Source organism: Nocardia terpenica, from assembly GCF_013186535.1.
Lineage (GTDB): Bacteria > Actinomycetota > Actinomycetes > Mycobacteriales > Mycobacteriaceae > Nocardia > Nocardia terpenica.
In genome coordinates this window covers 510,557-525,127 of sequence record NZ_JABMCZ010000002.1, presented here as the reverse complement: position 1 = coordinate 525,127, position 14,571 = coordinate 510,557, and the positions used below count along the sequence as shown (strand labels likewise).

General features: G+C 68.4%; 15 protein-coding genes. 7 read left to right on the top strand and 8 right to left on the bottom strand.

Going from position 1 to position 14,571, the window contains the following annotated elements; all coding sequences use genetic code 11:
• Nucleotides 1–64 precede the first annotated feature (64 nt).
• The 6 genes from HPY32_RS13665 to HPY32_RS13640 form a co-directional block, all read right to left on the bottom strand.
• Nucleotides 65–664, bottom strand: coding sequence for a heme-binding beta-barrel domain-containing protein (locus tag HPY32_RS13665; protein ID WP_067585185.1), 600 nt, complete (start codon nucleotides 662–664; stop codon nucleotides 65–67).
• Nucleotides 665–958: 294 nt separating this feature from the next.
• Nucleotides 959–1,264, bottom strand: coding sequence for a DUF1416 domain-containing protein (locus tag HPY32_RS13660; protein ID WP_067580914.1), 306 nt, complete (start codon nucleotides 1,262–1,264; stop codon nucleotides 959–961).
• A gap of 6 nt (nucleotides 1,265–1,270) precedes the next feature.
• Nucleotides 1,271–2,104, bottom strand: a complete 834-nt coding sequence (locus tag HPY32_RS13655) for a sulfurtransferase (protein ID WP_067580916.1) — start codon at nucleotides 2,102–2,104, stop codon at nucleotides 1,271–1,273.
• Between the two features lie 40 nt (nucleotides 2,105–2,144).
• Complete coding sequence (locus tag HPY32_RS13650; RefSeq protein ID WP_067580918.1) at nucleotides 2,145–2,645, bottom strand: DUF4395 domain-containing protein; 501 nt, start codon at nucleotides 2,643–2,645, stop codon at nucleotides 2,145–2,147.
• Nucleotides 2,646–2,916: 271 nt separating this feature from the next.
• Entirely contained in the window at nucleotides 2,917–3,366 is a 450-nt protein-coding gene (locus HPY32_RS13645) for a thioredoxin family protein (protein ID WP_067580919.1), read from the bottom strand.
• A complete protein-coding gene (locus HPY32_RS13640) occupies nucleotides 3,363–4,172 on the bottom strand; it encodes an LmeA family phospholipid-binding protein (protein ID WP_067580921.1) in 810 nt (269 codons plus the stop codon). Before HPY32_RS13640 ends, HPY32_RS13645 begins: the two co-directional genes overlap by 4 nt.
• Before the next feature lie 244 nt (nucleotides 4,173–4,416).
• Between HPY32_RS13640 and HPY32_RS13635 the strand changes: the two genes are divergently transcribed.
• From HPY32_RS13635 to HPY32_RS13605, 7 genes are all read left to right on the top strand, one after another.
• On the top strand, nucleotides 4,417–5,184 hold the full coding sequence (locus HPY32_RS13635) for a winged helix-turn-helix transcriptional regulator (protein ID WP_067580923.1): 768 nt from the start codon (nucleotides 4,417–4,419) through the stop codon (nucleotides 5,182–5,184).
• A gap of 8 nt (nucleotides 5,185–5,192) precedes the next feature.
• Nucleotides 5,193–6,095, top strand: coding sequence for a mycothiol synthase (gene mshD / locus HPY32_RS13630; protein WP_067585191.1), 903 nt, complete (start codon nucleotides 5,193–5,195; stop codon nucleotides 6,093–6,095).
• Nucleotides 6,096–6,353: 258 nt separating this feature from the next.
• Nucleotides 6,354–7,475, top strand: a complete 1,122-nt coding sequence (gene pstS, locus HPY32_RS13625) for a phosphate ABC transporter substrate-binding protein PstS (RefSeq protein WP_067580925.1) — start codon at nucleotides 6,354–6,356, stop codon at nucleotides 7,473–7,475.
• Nucleotides 7,476–7,540: 65 nt separating this feature from the next.
• A complete protein-coding gene (gene pstC, locus HPY32_RS13620) occupies nucleotides 7,541–8,512 on the top strand; it encodes a phosphate ABC transporter permease subunit PstC (protein ID WP_067580926.1) in 972 nt (323 codons plus the stop codon).
• On the top strand, nucleotides 8,512–9,414 hold the full coding sequence (gene pstA, locus HPY32_RS13615) for a phosphate ABC transporter permease PstA (RefSeq protein ID WP_067580928.1): 903 nt from the start codon (nucleotides 8,512–8,514) through the stop codon (nucleotides 9,412–9,414). The genes pstC and pstA overlap by 1 nt, the downstream gene beginning before the upstream one ends.
• A gap of 19 nt (nucleotides 9,415–9,433) precedes the next feature.
• Entirely contained in the window at nucleotides 9,434–10,210 is a 777-nt protein-coding gene (pstB, locus tag HPY32_RS13610; RefSeq protein WP_067580930.1) for a phosphate ABC transporter ATP-binding protein PstB, read from the top strand.
• Nucleotides 10,211–10,397: 187 nt separating this feature from the next.
• Entirely contained in the window at nucleotides 10,398–12,011 is a 1,614-nt protein-coding gene (locus HPY32_RS13605) for an MFS transporter (protein ID WP_067580931.1), read from the top strand.
• Between the two features lie 60 nt (nucleotides 12,012–12,071).
• Here the strand turns inward: HPY32_RS13605 and phoU are convergent, their stop codons facing one another.
• Both phoU and HPY32_RS13595 read right to left on the bottom strand, forming a co-directional pair.
• The gene (gene phoU, locus HPY32_RS13600) at nucleotides 12,072–12,743 is read right to left on the bottom strand and encodes a phosphate signaling complex protein PhoU (protein WP_067585193.1); all 672 of its coding nucleotides are present in this window, start codon (nucleotides 12,741–12,743) and stop codon (nucleotides 12,072–12,074) included.
• 101 nt (nucleotides 12,744–12,844) lie between these two features.
• Complete coding sequence (locus HPY32_RS13595; RefSeq protein WP_082870807.1) at nucleotides 12,845–14,569, bottom strand: LCP family protein; 1,725 nt, start codon at nucleotides 14,567–14,569, stop codon at nucleotides 12,845–12,847.
• Between the last annotated feature and the right edge of the window lie 2 nt (nucleotides 14,570–14,571).

Here is a 14,571-nt window from a genome sequence, read left to right as displayed (position 1 = left end):
AACTTGGTCTCCGTAGGTATGGCTCGGGGGTCGTTCCTATTCGGGGGGGAAGAGTTTTCGAGCGTCAGCCGATATAGCGCTGCAGGCGGGCGGAGAGGCGGGGCTCCAGGGTGCCGTCGGCTACCACGCGTTCCTCGACATAGCCGAGGTCGCCGCCCTCGACGATGCCGTAGAGGCGTTTGGCGCCGCCCACGACCGCGCCGGACTGGCTGCGAATGACCACATCGGTGGCCAGTTCCCAGGAGGACTGGGTGAGGGCCTGGCCGTAGAACAGCTCGACGATGCCGGAGCTGTGGGTGAGCAGGAGTTCGATGACCTCGTCGTCGCCGTCGATGCCGACCCGCCAGAAACCGCTCTCGCGCAAATCGGGACCGGCGTAGGCGCCGTCGGAATCGAGCACCCAGGAGCGGGAATCCCACGCCAGGAAGTCGCCGCCGTCGTGCGAGACCACGATCTGCTGGCCGAAGCGGTAGTCGCCGCGGTCGGGGTCGTTACCCTCGCCCTCGCCGCGCCACACACCGACCAGCGGCAGCAGGGCGAGCATGGACGAACTCAGGTCCGGGCCCAGGCGCAGATTGGCGGTGTCCTCCGGCAGCGGCAGATCCGGCAGCTGCGGAATATTGCGCGCGGCAGTGGTTTTCGCGCGCTCGGCGGCGTCGGCCACGGCCTGGTCGCCGCTGCGGCGGGCAGCGGCGCCATTGTCTCGGCGAGCGGCGGACGTCTCGGGCGCCGTACCGTTCGTCGTCGGGTTGTCGAGGTTCTCGTGCGCCGACTCGGTCACGACTCGGTGAAGAGCCGGTAGAGGACGTACAGACCGAACCAGGCGATCAGTACGGAGACGAGAACCAGCAGAATCTCGAAGGCTAGGACCACGTCTCGAAGTCTAACGACTCCCGGACCCGGATATGCGAACGGCCCCGGGAATCCGAATCCCGGGGCCGTTTCGCGGTTCGGCGTCCTACGCGGCCACCGTGACGTCCACGTTGTGGATGCCGGTGCCCTGCGGAGCCACCTTGGCCGTGCCGTTGCCGGACGAGGACAGGGCGCGGATGGTCCAGTCGCCGGGCGCGGCGAAGAACCGGAAGTCACCGGTGCCGGAGGCCACGACCTCGGCGGTGAACTCGTCGCCGGAATCCAGCAGGCGGACGAACGCGCCACCCACCGGATTGCCGTCGGCGTCGAGCACGCGACCTGTGAGCACGGTCTCCTTCTCGATGTCCACGTTGGCGGGCAGGGTCTGTCCCTGGGTAGGTGCTGCGCACATGGTCGTTTACGCTCCCAACTCGATCGGTGCACCGACGAGGGAGCCGTACTCGGTCCAGCTCCCGTCGTAGTTCTTGACGTTCTTGTGGCCCAGCAGCTCTCGCAGCACGAACCAGGTGTGCGAGGAACGCTCGCCGATGCGGCAATAGGCGATGGTCTCCTTCTCGCCGTCCAGTCCCGCCTCCTGGTACAGCTCCGCGAGCTCGGTGTCGGACTTGAAGGTGCCGTCCTCGTTGGCCGCCTTGCTCCACGGCACGTTGATGGCGCCGGGGATGTGGCCCGGCCGCTGGCTCTGCTCCTGCGGGAGGTGGGCCGGGGCCAGGATCTTGCCGGAGAACTCGTCGGGCGAGCGGACATCCACCAGATTCTTGGTGCCGATGGCGTGGATCACCTCGTCGCGGAACGCGCGGATCGACACGTCCTGCTCGGCGGCCTTGTACGCGGTGGTCGGGCGGCTCACCGCGTCCTTGGACAGCGGGCGGCCGTCGAGCTCCCACTTCTTGCGGCCGCCGTCGAGCAGCTGCACCTTCTGGTGGCCGTACAGCCGGAAGTACCAGTAGGCGTAGGCCGCGAACCAGTTGTTGTTGCCGCCGTAGAGGATCACGGTGTCGTCGTTGCCGATACCGCGGGCCGACAGCAGATCCGAGAACTGCTCCCGGTTGACGAAGTCACGCCGAACCGGATCCTGCAGATCGTTCTTCCAGTCGAGCTTGACGGCGCCCTCGATATGCCCCGTGTCATAGGCGGAGGTGTCCTCGTCGACCTCGACGACGACCACGCCGGGGGTGTGGAGGTTCTCTTCGACCCAGTCTGCGGAGACCAGGACATCGGAGCGAGCCATGTTGTTCCTTTCGAAGTGACTTGCCAGGGCTTGGGTGGGGTCAGGCGGGGGAGTCGGTCGCCGCGGGCCGCAGCCGCAGCACCAGGGGATAGAGCTTGCAGCCCAGGCAGATACCGAAGGCCGCGTTGAGGAACGCCGCGAACAGCGCGAAGCCGGTGAAGATCGCGCCGACCACGCCGCTTCCGGCCAGGAAGCCGACGAATCCGGCGGCGGCGAAGATCAGGCCGACCAGCTGCGCGAACCGCAGCGGCGCGACCGGCTCGGTCTCCGGCGGCGGGCCCAACCGCGGCGCCACGGCCGTGGCGTACAGCCAGCCGTACGGGCTGCGCCGCGGGCCGCGGAACGCGCCGAGCGCGAACACGACGGCCTGCAGGCCGATCAGCACGGTCGCCAGCGGAATGGAGAACGCCGCCGCGACCAGAACTCCGACCAGCACGCCGGTGGTGATCCAGGCCGCGAAGCGCGGACCGCGGACATCTACCCGGCCGGTCGAAACATGCTGTGCGGATTGTGAATCGGAGATAGAGGTGTGCTCGGGCATCGGAGGAACTCCTGCGCTGATGAGGACTTGTAGGTCTCGAGATATGGCCGGATCACCGGGGATCGGCGAGATCACTCAGATAGCGGGAGAACCGGTCGGCACCGGAAGAAGGAAAGGCCGACCGGCTAGATGCACAGACAGCAGCAACCGCCGAGCCGACACAGATCTACCGTGCGGCGTCGGGTGAGCATGAGCTCTCGGCGGGATTGCACGAAGAGCAGTTTACCCGCTTCGCGGCGGAAATTGGACCCGGGGTTGGTAACCCGGCTCACTAAGCGGCATCGAGCATGGTCAGCGGGCTGACGGCGCTGCGCAGGTCAGCGGCCTTCGGCACGCCGGAGATGCGGAATCGCTCCCGGCCGCGGGCATCGAAGACGAAGGTGGTCGGCAGCGAGAGCACGTTCAGTTCGCGGGCCAGCGCGGGCTGGGCGTCGATGTCGACCTCCACGTCCAGCGGCGGCTGCGGGGTGGCGGCCAGATCGGCGACCACTCCGGCGACCACCCGGCGCACCGCGGCGCACGGGCCGCACCATTCGGCCGAGAAGTGCACGACCGCAGGGACATTGCCGGTCACGCCGACCGCGGCCAGCAGCTCCGCGCGCGGGCCCGCGCCGAGCGCGGGGGTGGAGGCATTGCGCACCGCGCCCTCGCGGCGGCGCACCAGCACCCCCACCGCGAGCGCGGCCACCAGCACGACGGCCAGAATCAGCAATGCGGTCATGGTCGGGCAAACCTGTCCATATCGATCGTCATGTTCTCCCCTTCGCCCTCGACGACGATCTGTCCGCCGCGGGCCTGGACCTGGGTGGGATGCACCCCGAAGGGCAGGTCCCTGGTGTCGATGGTGCGGGTGAACCGCGCCAGCACCGCGTCCTTGTCCAGATCCGGGCTCAGCAGCGCGGAGTTGGCCGAGGACGTGTCACCCTCTCCACGATAGAGATCCGTGGCGACGATGCGGATCTGGTCGCCGTCGAGCAGCAGATTCACCTTCACGCTGACCCGCTCCCTGCTGCGCGGCTCCGGCCCCAGCGGAATGGTGCCGGTCAGGATGTAGGCGCCGCGGGTGGTCATGCCGGTGCCGCCGGAACCGCCGGTGCCATCGGACTTGTCGGCGGCCGGTCCGGTCAGCGAGAGGTCCTTGATATCGAAGATGCGCGTCAGCGCCCGGCCGTCGATCCACATCCGCCCGGACACCCGATCCACCGGCACCACAGCCATATTCGCGTCGACCAGGTCGCCCATGTGCAGCTGGACGCCGCCCAACGACGCCTCGACCACGATCTCGCCCGGAATGTCGGGCCGGTTCACCTGCGCCCGGATCTCGACATCGCGGAAGTTCCCGCGCATCGCCTGCAGCAGGAACGGGGAGCCGATCTGTTCCCGGATGGTCACCGACGGATCGGCGCTCAGCTCGCCCCCGGCCCGCAGCGCCCGCGACACCCGGTACTCGGAGTACGCGGCGACAGTGAAATCCGTCACCACGGCGAGCGCCACCACGAGCAGTATCCCGAGCACGACCTTGCGCATTAGGAGCGGTCCTCGCATTTCCGGGGTGAACAGAGCATGAAGGCACGATATCGGTTCGTACGTCGGCGCGATCGGGTCGGACGGAACCGGATGCGCGGGCGAGGCACGAATGCGCTGGTTGCCTGGATTGCATGATCGTGCAGTCCGACGCGCTACTGTAGGCACGAATTACCTGTGCGGATTTGCATGGAATCGCGAAAGACACCGAGGTTGCCGCGGACATGCCAGATTGGGAGGAGAGCTTGTGGAGCTGCTCCTGCTGACCTCCGACCCCGACCCGGAGTCGGTCCTGCCGTCGCTGGCGCTGCTGCCGCATCATGTCCGCCCCGCGCCGACCGAGGTGGCCTCGCTGCTGGAGGCCGGGACCGCGGACGTGGCACTGGTGGACGCGCGCACCGATCTGGCCGCCGCCCGCGGACTGTGCCGACTGCTCGGCAGCACCGGTTCGTCGGTGCCCGTGGTCGCGGTGCTCACCGAGGGCGGCCTGGTGGCGGTCAACGCCGACTGGGGCCTGGACGACATCCTGCTGCCCGGCACCGGTCCCGCCGAACTAGACGCGCGGCTGCGACTGCTGGTGGCGCGCAACGGCGGCGCCGCCAGCCCGGAGAGCTCCGGCAAGATCACGCTCGGCGAGCTGGTGATCGACGAGGGCACCTACACCGCCCGGCTGCGCGGCCGCCCGCTCGACCTCACCTACAAGGAATTCGAACTGCTGAAGTACCTCGCGCAGCACGCCGGTCGGGTGTTCACCCGCGCGCAACTGCTCCAGGAGGTGTGGGGCTACGACTTCTTCGGCGGCACCCGCACCGTGGACGTGCACGTACGGCGGTTGCGCGCCAAGCTCGGCACCGAGTACGAGTCGCTGATCGGCACCGTGCGCAACGTCGGCTACAAGGCGGTGCGCCCGGCCCGCGGCAGCGGGAAGGGCGACCAGCCCGCGGCCGCCGCCGAGGAGGACAGCGACGGCAGCGACGATGCGCACCTGACCCCGGCGGGCGGGTCGGCCTCGTGACCCGACCGCTGTCCGGGTGGTCCGAGACGGTCGCACCCGCACTCGCACAGGATATTTCGGCCCTGCTGGAGCGGGCGACCCGCGCCGACGGGGTCGCCCCGATCTCCGAGCAGGCGGTGCTGTCGCTGACCGCGCCGTCGGCCGCACGGCACCTGCCGGTGCTGCGCGACGGCGAGGTGGTCGGCTACGCGAATCTCGTTCCGGCGCACGGGGATCACCCGGCCATGGCGGAGGCGGTGGTCGACCCGCGGGCGCGCGGGCGCGGCATCGGCGCCACGCTGGTCAGCGCCGCCCTCACCGCGGGCGGCCGCGGCGCCCGGGTCTGGGCGCACGGCAATCTGGCTCCCGCACGGGCCGTCGCCGGTCGCCTGGGGTTGACGATGGCGCGCGAACTCTGGCAGATGAAGCGATCTCTGGCAACTCCCGAGCTACCCGAGCTCGAGGTGCCGGGCGATCTCGTCCTGCGCACCTACGCCGGGCCGTCCGACGACGCCGAGGTGCTGCGCGTGAACAACGCCGCCTTCTCCTGGCATCCGGAACAGGGCGGCTGGACCGAGGCCGATATCGCGGTGCGCCGCGACTCGTCCTGGTTCGATCCGGCGGGGCTGTTCATCGCCGCCGATCCGGCCGACCCGGAGCGAATTCTGGGATTCCATTGGACGAAGGTGCATTACGACGAGGACCCGCCGGTCGGCGAGGTCTATGTGGTCGGTATTGATCCGGCCGCCCAGGGCCGCGGCCTCGGCCGCCTGCTCACGCTGGCGGGACTGCGGTACCTGCGCGGGCGCGGTCTCGGCGAGGTGCTGCTCTACACCGAGGCCGACAACACCGCCGCGGTGCACACCTACACCCGGCTGGGATTCGAGCCCGCCCACATCGACGCCGCCTATGCCGCACGGGGTTCCGAGTAGGCCGGGAATGTCCCGTTCGGAAAGACCGCGCGGTTCGGTAGTAACTTTGCGGCAAATGTCACACTCACACAGCGCAATCGCGCCGGGGTGTTCACCTGCCGTTCACCTTCCCTGGTCCATCTGTCCATCGGCCGAACCTACGTTACGTATGGGCAGCACTCCGTTGCCTGGTGCGCAAGTTCTCTGCGAACGGGCACCACAGCACCCGTCCGATCGTTGAGGGATCGGGCGTGTACGAAGCGATTCCCGGAGGAATAGGTGAATCTCAAGCGCAGCACCGCCCTTCTCGGTGTGCTGGCCGCGACCGGTGCCCTGACCCTGTCGGCCTGTGGTAGCGACAACAATTCGGCTCAGACGGGTAACACCGCCACCAACACGAACGTCGCCTGCGGCGGCAAGAAGGCCCTCAAGGCCAGCGGTTCGTCCGCGCAGAAGAACGCGATGGACCGCTTCATCGCCGCCTACGAGCAGAACTGCGACGGCTTCAAGCTGGACTACACCTCCAGCGGCTCCGGCGCCGGGGTGAACGAATTCGTCGGCGGCCAGACCGATTTCGGCGGCTCCGACTCCGCGCTCGACCCGGCGAAGGGCGAGCCGGACAAGGCCGCCGCGCGCTGCGGATCGCCCGCCTGGAACCTACCCACCGTGTTCGGCCCGATCGCGATCACCTACAACCTCGACGGCATCAGCGACCTGGTGCTCGACGGCCCGACCGCCGCCAAGATCTTCAGCGGCCAGATCACCAACTGGAACGACCCGCAGGTCAAGGCGCTCAACAGCAATGAGGCCGACAAGCTGCCCGATCTGAAGATCTCGGTGCTGTTCCGCAGCGACGAGTCCGGCACCACCGACAACTTCCAGCGCTACCTGGGCGCGGCCTCGAAGGGCGCGTGGACCAAGGGCGCGGGCAAGACCTTCGCCGGCGGCGTCGGCGAGGGCGCCAAGGGCAACGAGGGCACCTCGGCCGCGATCAACAACACCAAGGGCGCCATCACCTACAACGAGTGGTCGTTCGCGAAGTCGCAGAACCTGAAGATGGCCCGCATCCTCACCGACAAGGCCGTCAAGCCGGTCGAACTGACCGTAGAGGCCGCGCAGAAGGCCGTCGCGGGCGTGGCCGTCACCGGCAAGGGCAACGACCTGGTGCTCGACACCAACTCCTTCTACAACCCGTCGGACCCGGGCGCCTACCCGATCATGCTCGCCACCTACGAGGTGGTCTGCTCCCACTACAGCGACGCCGATACGGCCAAGGCCGTCAAGGCGTTCCTGACCTCGGCGACCACCAACGGTCAGAACGGTCTGGACCAGGCCGGTTACATCCCGATCCCGGACACCTTCAAGGCCAAGCTGACCGCCGCCATCAACGCGATCTCCTGATCGACCGCCATCCCATGACCGTGCACGACGAAGTCTCTGCACTTCCGCAGGGAGATACTGCCCCCATGTCCAGCGAACCAGCCCTCGAACCGGCCGTACCCACCGGTCGCCGTCACAGCAGGACACCGGAAGTCGTCTTCCGGTCGCTGGCCACGGCGGCCGGCGCGACGATCGTCGCGGCCATCGCGCTCATCGCGGTGTTCCTCCTGATCCGGGCGGTGCCCTCGATCCGGGCGAACGAGGTGAACTTCTTCACCAGCACCCAGTTCAACACCACCGATGCGCACAACCTGCGCTTCGGTATTCGCGACCTGTTCATGGTCACGGTGTTGAGCTCGCTGTTCGCCCTGGTCATCGCGGTACCGATCGGTGTCGGCATCGCGCTGTTCCTGACGCAGTACGCGCCGAAGGTGCTGGCCCGGCCGTTCTCGATCCTGGTCGATCTGCTGGCGGCGGTGCCTTCGATCGTGTTCGGTCTCTGGGGTGTGCTGGTGCTGGCGCAGCGGCTGGAGCCCTTCGAGCGGTTCCTCAATACCAATCTGAGCTGGTTGTTCCTGTTCCAGAACGGCAATGTGTCGATCGCCGGTGGCGGCACCATTTTCACCGCCGGTGTGGTGCTGGCGGTGATGATCCTGCCGATCATCACCTCCGTCAGCCGCGAGGTGTTCTCGCTGACGCCGCGCCCGCACATCGAGGCGGCGCAGGCGCTGGGCGCCACCAAGTGGGAGGTGGTGCGGATGACCGTGCTGCCCTACGGCCGCAGCGGTGTGATCGCCGGTTCCATGCTCGGCCTCGGCCGCGCGCTCGGTGAGACCATCGCGGTCCTGATCGTGCTGCGCACCTCCGCGCAGGCCGGGCACTGGTCGCTGTTCGACGGCGGTTACACCTTCGCCTCCAAGATCGCCTCCGCGTATTCGGAATTCAGCGAGCCGCTGAAGACGGGCGCCTACATCGCGGCCGGTTTCGTTCTGTTCGCGCTGACCTTCGTGGTCAACGCGCTGGCTCGGCTCGCCGCGGGCGGGAAGGTGAACGGGTGATGGCCACAACGACTTTCGATCGGCCGATCAAGGCGCCGGCGTTCCGGCAGGTGAGCAGGGGCCGCCGCGTCCGCAACGGCATCGCCACCGCGGTGATGTGGTTGTGCTTCGGCATCGCCATGGTGCCGCTGGGCTGGGTGGTGATCCTGGTCGTCAGCAAGGGTTTCCACGCGATCACCCGCAACGGCTGGTGGACCAACTCGCAGAAGGGCGTGCTGCCCGAGCAGTACGCGGGCGGTGTGTACCACGCCATCTACGGCACCATCGTGCAGTCGGCGGTGGCCGCCGTGATCGCGGTGCCGCTGGGCATCATGGCCGCGATCTATCTGGTCGAGTACGGCCGCGGTCGGCTGGCCCGGACCACCACGTTCATGGTCGACATCCTGGCCGGTGTGCCCTCGATCGTCGCGGCCATGTTCATCTTCGCGTTCTGGATCGCGACCTTCGGGTTCCCGCAGAGCGCGTTCGCGGTGTCGCTGGCGCTGGTGCTGCTCATGCTGCCGGTGGTGGTGCGCAGCACCGAGGAAATGCTGAAACTGGTGCCCGACGAACTGCGGGAGGCGTCCTACGCCCTCGGCATCCCGAAGTGGAAGACCATCCTGCGCATCGTGGTTCCCACCGCGCTGCCCGGCATGATCAGCGGCATGCTGCTGGCGCTCGCCCGCATCATGGGCGAGACCGCGCCGGTGCTGGTGCTGGTCGGCTACTCGCGGTCGATCAACTTCGATGTCTTCAACGGCAATATGGCCTCGCTGCCGCTGCTGATCTATCAGGAGCTGGCCAACCCCGAGCCCGCCGGTCGCATGCGGGTGTGGGGCGCCTCGCTGACGCTGATCCTGATCATCGCGCTGCTGTATGTCGGGGCGGCGGTCGTCAACAAGCTGCTCACGCGGAACCGATAGCAGCGGAACGGAATTCGATATGGCCAAGCGGATCGATGTCAAAGATCTGAATATCTACTACGGCAGGTTCCACGCCGTGTCCTCCGTGTCGCTGACCGTCCTGCCGCGCAGCGTCACCGCGTTCATCGGGCCGTCGGGCTGCGGTAAGTCCACGGTGCTGCGGTCGCTGAACCGCATGCACGAGGTCACGCCGAACGCCCGGGTCGAGGGCGCGGTGCTGCTCGACGGCGAGGACATCTACGGCTCGACGATCGACCCGGTCGGCGTGCGGCGCACCATCGGCATGGTGTTCCAGCGGCCGAACCCGTTCCCCACCATGTCGATTCGCGACAATGTGGTGGCCGGGCTGCGGCTGCAGGGCGTGCGCAACCGCAAGCAGCTCGACGAGGTGGCCGAGCGCTCGCTGCGCGGGGCCAACCTGTGGAACGAGGTCAAGGACCGGCTCGACAAGCCGGGCGGCGGCCTGTCCGGCGGCCAGCAGCAGCGCCTGTGCATCGCCCGCGCCATCGCGGTGTCGCCGGACGTGCTGCTGATGGACGAGCCCTGTTCGGCACTGGACCCGATCTCCACGCTCGCGATCGAGGACCTGATCGCCGAGCTGAAGAAGGAGTTCACCATCGTCATCGTCACGCACAACATGCAGCAGGCGGCCCGCGTGAGCGACCAGACGGCCTTCTTCAACCTGGAGGCCCAGGGCAAGCCCGGCAAGCTCATCGAAATCGACGAAACGGAGAAGATCTTCTCCAACCCGTCCCAGAAGGCCACCGAGGACTACATCTCGGGGCGCTTCGGGTAACGATCTCGGCCTGCCGCCTCCCTCTTGTTCCCGGCCTGCTGCCCTCCCACCTGATCCCGGCATGCTTTTGGCCGGGATCTCCGACCGTCACCTCCACCATCTCCTACCACGGTCGGTTGTGTGCAACCTCTCGTAACAGATACGGTTCCACGCAACTACACCGATCGTTCTAGTCAGGAGGCGTCGGATGGCGGTATCAACGACGAACCGGTCCGGACCCCGGGTGGCGGTCGCGGTGCGGGTGCGGGTGGTCGCCCTGGTCGCGATCTGTCTCGCGGAGCTGCTGGTCGTTCTGGACAACACGCTGGTCAATGTCGCGCTGCCCTCGATGGCCGTGCAGCTGCAGGCGCGCATGAGCGGGCTGCAGTGGATCGTCGACGCCTTCACGCTGGCGTTCTCCGGGCTGCTGCTGGCCCTCGGTCACCTCGGCGACCGGTTCGGGCGGCGGCGGGTGATGATCGTCGGGCTGGCGGGCGTGGCGGTCATGTCGGGGGCGGGCGCGCTGTCGACCACCCTCGGGCAGGTGATCGCGGCCCGCGCCGGCATGGGCGTCTTCGCCGCGGCGGTGTTCCCGGCCACGCTCGCGCTGATCATCAACCTGTTCCCGGAGGCGCGCGGCCGGGCCGCCGCCATCGCGCTGTGGACCGCGATGGCCGGCATCGCCGTCGCCATCGGGCCGATCACCGGCGGCTGGCTGCTGGAGTACTTCAGCTGGCACTCGGTGTTCTGGATCAATGTGCCGATCGCGGTGATCGCCATCGCCGCGGTGCTTTTCGTGGTTCCGGAGTCGCGGGCCGAGCACACCGGGCGGCTGGACCTGGTCGGCATCGCGCTGTCGCTGGTGGCGGTGACGACACTGGTGTGGACCATCATCGACGCGCCCCGCCAGGGCTGGCTGGCGCCGCGCAGCATCGCCGGATACGCCATCGCGCTGGTGCTGCTGGTGGTGTATGTGCTCTGGGAGCTGCGGGTCGACTCGCCGGTGCTGAATGTGCGGCTGTTCGGAATTCGGCGATTCTCGGTGCCCGCGCTGGCGATCACGGTGTCCTACTTCTGCGCCTTCGGATTCCTGTTCCTCATCACCCAGTACTTCCAGGGCGTCAAGGAGTACAGCGCACTGGAATTCGGCATCCACTCGCTGCCGTTCGCCGCGGCCGTGGGGCTCGGCGCGCCGATCGCGACCCTGGTGGCCCAGCGCGTCGGAACCACCGCGACGGTGATCACGGGGCTGCTGGTGCTCGCCGCCGGGATGTACATCGCCGGGCAGGTGAAGGTCGAAACCCCTTATCTCGGACCGGTTGTCGTCTCGATGGTGCTGCTCGGCATCGGCTTCGGCGTGGTGCAGGGCCCGGCCACCGAGTCGATCATGGGCTCGGTGCCGCTGGCACAGGCCGGGGCGGGGTCGGCGGTCAACGACACCACCCGCGAGGTCGGCGGCACGCTCGGCGTCGCGGTGCTCGGCTCGATCATGACCTCGGTGTACACCGCCCGGGTGGGCGGCCGGATCGACGCCATTCCGGCCGCGATCATGAATCCGGACCAGAAGAGCATCGCCCGCGACTCGCCGATCAGCGTGCTGGAGATCGTGAAGACGCCGGTGAGCCCGTTCCTGGCCGGGCCGAAGGCCGACCTCATCCACGCCATGAAGGCCGCGGCGCTGGAGGGCGCGCAGTCGGCGTCCTATGTGGCGGTCGGTGCGCTGCTGGCCTGCGTGGTGGCCGTCGCGACGCTGCTGCCGTGGCGGCCCCAGCGCGGCCGCTCGGTCCTGCTGGGCTGGCGCACCGAGAACGCCGAGGGCTGAACGCGATTCGGGCCCCCGGGGTGCGTGTCGCCGTCCCGGGGGCCCGAATCGTCAGATACTTCAGATCTTTTCGGTCTCCTGCTCGGTCTCGGGCGGGAGCACGCCGGTCACCAGGAACACCACCCGGCGGCCGATCTCCACCGCGTGGTCGGCGAAGCGCTCGTAGTAGCGGCCCAGCAGGGTGACGTCGACGGCCGGGGCCACGCCGTACTTCCACTCCCGGTCCATCAGCAGCGAGAACAGGTGGCGGTGCAGATCGTCCATCGCCTCGTCGTCCTCGTTGAGCTGCGCGGCCCGTTCCGGATCGCGGGTCTCGAGGACCTCCTTGGCGGCCTTGCCCATGTTCACCGCGATCCGGCCCATCTCCGCGAAATAGCCGTTGACGGCCTCGGGCAGGGCGTGGTTGGGGTGTCGGCGGCGGGCCACCTTGGCCACGTGCAGCGCGAGGGCGCCCATGCGGTTCACGTCCGCCACGATCTGAATGGCGCTGACCACCTGGCGGAGGTCTCCGGCCACCGGTGCCTGCAGAGCCAGCAGCGCGAACGCCTTCTCCTCGGCCAGCGTGATCATCTCGGCGATCCGGTCGTACTCGGTGATCACCTGCTCGGCCAGCGACAGATCGGCCTGCAGCAGCGACTGGGTCGCCTGCTCCATGGATGATCCGGCGAGGCCGGCCATCTCGCCCAGCATGTTGGCGAGATCGGCCATTTGTTCGTTGTAGATGACACGCATGAAACACAACATTAGTTCGCGGCCCTGACCAAGTCACCAACAGCGGGTGAACCACCGGTGTTTCCGTTGGCCGGACGTGTCGTCGCAGGTGAGCCGGGCTGCTATTGGCAGATGTCGTCGGCGGCGTTCACATGCTCCAGATCGGACGGGAGTGTGGCGGGCGTCTCCGTCCCGGCGCCGCCCGCGGGCGCGACGGGGATGTCGGGCAGCGGCGAACCGAACGGCGTCGGCGCCCGCACCACCCCGGCGAAATCGGCGCCCAGCACCACCTCCACGATGCTGCCCAGCCCGGCGGCCGGTTCCAGCGCCGCGCCCGGCAGCGTGGAGGCGACGGTCCCGGCCTCGGCCTCGTGTCCGGGCGCGTAGCGCACCAGCGTGGTGGGGGAGGTGCCGTCGGCGTAGTTGCCGACGCTGTAGATCTGGAAACCCTTGGCGGACAGCTTCGGCGCGGTGCCGCCCGCCAGCCCGGCCGTGCCGGACGCGTTGGACACCTGCACCGAGACGGTGCTCGGGTCCACGGCCGCCGGGTGCCGGGCCGGAGCGGGCGGGGTGGAGGTGACCGGTGCGGTCGCTTTCTTCTCGCCGGGCAGCGGCTGATCGTCGATGATCGCGCGGAAGATCGCCTTGATGTCGGTCTCGCGCGGAATCTCGTTGCCGTAGGAGGTGGTTCCCGCGGTGGGGACGGTCAGGAAGGTGATCGCCCCGGCCTCCACCTTCTGCAGCGACCGGCCCAGCATGAGCAGGTCCCTGGTGCTCACGTTGTCCATGAAGGCGTGGCTGGCGAAGGCGTTGATGAAGCCGTTGAGCTTGCCGGGGTCGAACAGCACCCGGTTCGACAGCGCGCTGCGCAGCAGCGAGGACAGGAACCGCTGCTGCCGGTTGATGCGGTCGTAGTCGCTGCGCTCCTCGCCGACCACGTGCCGGGCCCGCACGTAGTCCAAAGCCGTTGCGCCGTTGATGATCTGGCGTCCCGGGGTGGGCAGCACGGTGCCGAGCTCGCCGTCGACCAGCGGCTTGGTGGTGCACACCTGGACACCGCCGACGGTGTCGACCATGGTCTCGAAGCCGGAGAAGTCGACGCCGACGAAGTGATTGATCTTCAGGCCGGACAGCTTCTGGATCACCTTGGTCAGGCACTTCGGGCCGCCCAGGGCGTAGGTGGCATTGAGCTTGTCGCCGAGGGCCGAGGGGAATTGGGTGCCCGTGTACTGGGCCCTGTCGTTGTCCCAGCCCTCGCAGACCGGCCGGGTCACGTCGAGGTCGCGCGGGAACGAGACGACCACCACGCGGGCGCGGCTGGCCGGAATGTTCACCAGCATCACCGTGTCCGAGCGCGCGCCCTCGGCATCGTCGGTGGTGCCCGCCCCGACCTGGCTGTTGGCTCCCGCCCGGGTATCGGTACCGGCGATGAGGAAGTTCTCGTCGCCCAGCTGCCCACCGGGATCGACGATGTCGGTGGAGTTCTGGTCCAGCGCGGACACCTTGTTGAACCCGGAGTCGGTGGCGCGCAGATAATTCCAGCCCACCCCGGTCACGACCAGGGCGACGACCGCGACGAGGGCCGAGAGCGTGCGCCCGGTCAGCCGCAGCCGCCGCCGGCGACGCTGCCGTCCGGCGGCCACCCGGGATAATGGCGGCGCACCAACGGGTTTCGGCCGCGCGGCGGCCGCGGACCGGTCGACGGGCGGACCCTCCGGAGCGGGAGCCGCCTGCTCACCACCCACCCGCCGCACAAGCTCCTCCACGGTGACCGGAGCCGGATACCGCTCCCAGGGTGCACGATCCGGATACCGAGAGGAAGCCTCGGCCCTGTCGTCATCACCCACCT